The sequence below is a fragment of the Moorena sp. SIO3I6 genome (genome assembly GCF_010672095.1).
This window is the reverse complement of sequence record NZ_JAAHHU010001195.1, coordinates 1-1,577: the sequence shown is the minus strand read 5'-3', so window position 1 is coordinate 1,577 and position 1,577 is coordinate 1. Positions and strand designations below refer to the sequence as shown.

At 43.2% G+C, this 1,577-nt stretch carries 2 protein-coding genes and 1 pseudogene; all 3 read left to right on the top strand.

The window, feature by feature from the left end:
- Positions 1 to 307, top strand: a pseudogene (locus tag F6K49_RS47620) (hypothetical protein); the annotation flags it as partial.
- A 48-nt stretch (positions 308 to 355) separates the two neighbouring features.
- The gene (locus F6K49_RS47615; protein WP_293064319.1) at positions 356 to 973 is read left to right on the top strand and encodes an aminodeoxychorismate/anthranilate synthase component II; all 618 of its coding nucleotides are present in this window, start codon (positions 356 to 358) and stop codon (positions 971 to 973) included.
- A 24-nt stretch (positions 974 to 997) separates the two neighbouring features.
- Positions 998 to 1,577, top strand: a 580-nt coding sequence (locus tag F6K49_RS47610) for an MBL fold metallo-hydrolase (RefSeq protein ID WP_293109559.1), incomplete at its 3' end; no start/stop codon positions are given.

Genomic DNA, 1,577 nt, shown 5'->3' with positions numbered 1-1,577 from the left:
CTTATTAAAAAGTAGTCAAAATCTGATTATTATAGAAGCCAAAAAGAAAGATATTGATGGTGGTTTCAACCAGTTAGCAGCAGAATTAATTGCTTTAGATAAGTATGAAGAGAGCGAATCTATTGAAATTCTTTATGGTGCTGTGACTCTAGGGGATATTTGGAAATTTGGAACCCTTGATAGGAAACGGAAGCACATTGCTAAAACTATTCAAAGTCAGACTATTCCTAGGGATACAGAAGAAATATTCTCAATTCTAATTGGAATACTGAGCTTAAAACCAGGGCAGAGTTCAATTAAGCGCTAACCTATAATCTATAACCTGCAACCTATGGTCAATCGGGAGTAACCGATAATGATTCTTGTCATTGACAACTACGACAGCTTTACCTACAACTTAGTCCAGTACCTAGGAGAATTGGGTCACCAATTACCTGTGGCATCAGAGATTCAGGTCTATCGCAATGATAAAATTGATATACAGAAAATCCGCCAGCTCAACCCAGATGGGGTAGTGATTTCTCCAGGCCCAGGACGTCCTGAAGATGCTGGGATATCAAGGGCTATATACAGCAATTTGGGGTCAAATCTACCCATTTTAGGGGTTTGTTTGGGTCATCAAGCCTTGGGCCAGGTATTTGGCGGGAAAATTGTTTCCGCACCAGTATTGATGCATGGCAAAACCTCAGAGATTCATCACACTGGGGTTGGGGTTTTTCAGGGATTACCCAATCCTTTCACAGCGACTCGATACCATAGTTTAGTTATTGACCGTAGCTGCTGTCCTGATGTCTTGGAAATCACGGCTTGGGTGGATGATGGCACAATTATGGGAGTTAGACATCGGAACTATACACACATAGAAGGCGTCCAATTTCATCCAGAGAGTATTTTGACCTGTTCTGGTAAGCAACTTCTAAAAAACTTCTTAGAATCGCTGCCAGCATCTGCTACTCTCTCTATATCTCCCTGAAAATAAACTTGTTTCCAAGAAACCATGAAACGGCGACAGTTGATGCGCTATGTGAGTGCGGGTGTACTCACAACTCTTTCAACCGGCTTAGCTTCTGGACTCAGTTCTTACCAAGCACAGCCATCACGCAATGTATTGACAGTAAAGTGGCTTGGTCATACCTGCTTTTTATTTACTGGGGGTGGTGTGCGAGTTTTAGTCAACCCATTCCAAACCATTGGGTGTACGGCTAGATACAACTCACCAAAAGTAGAGGCAGATTTAGTCCTAATCAGTAGCCTACTACTAGATGAAGGAGCAGCGGAAGGTATACCGGGGAGTCCCCGGCTCCTATTTGAACCGGGTATTTTTCAAGTAAATGGGCTAAAATTCGAGGGAATTAGTATTCCTCACGACCGAGTCGGTGGACGTCGGTTTGGTAATAACGTGGTTTGGAAATGGACTCAAAATGGTATCAATATCCTACACCTGGGAGGAGCAGCAGCCCCTCTAGATATTGAGCAGAAAATTCTGATCGGGCGTCCTGATTTAGCGTTGATTCCAGTGGGAGGGGGACCAAAAGCCTACACCCCTCAAGAAGCTAAACAGGCATTTGATTTCCTTA

Bases quoted from the DNA above. Each gene is read 5' to 3' on its own strand.
- F6K49_RS47615 (WP_293064319.1), top strand. From the start codon at position 356: ATGATTCTTGTCATTGACAACTACGACAGCTTTACCTACAACTTAGTC.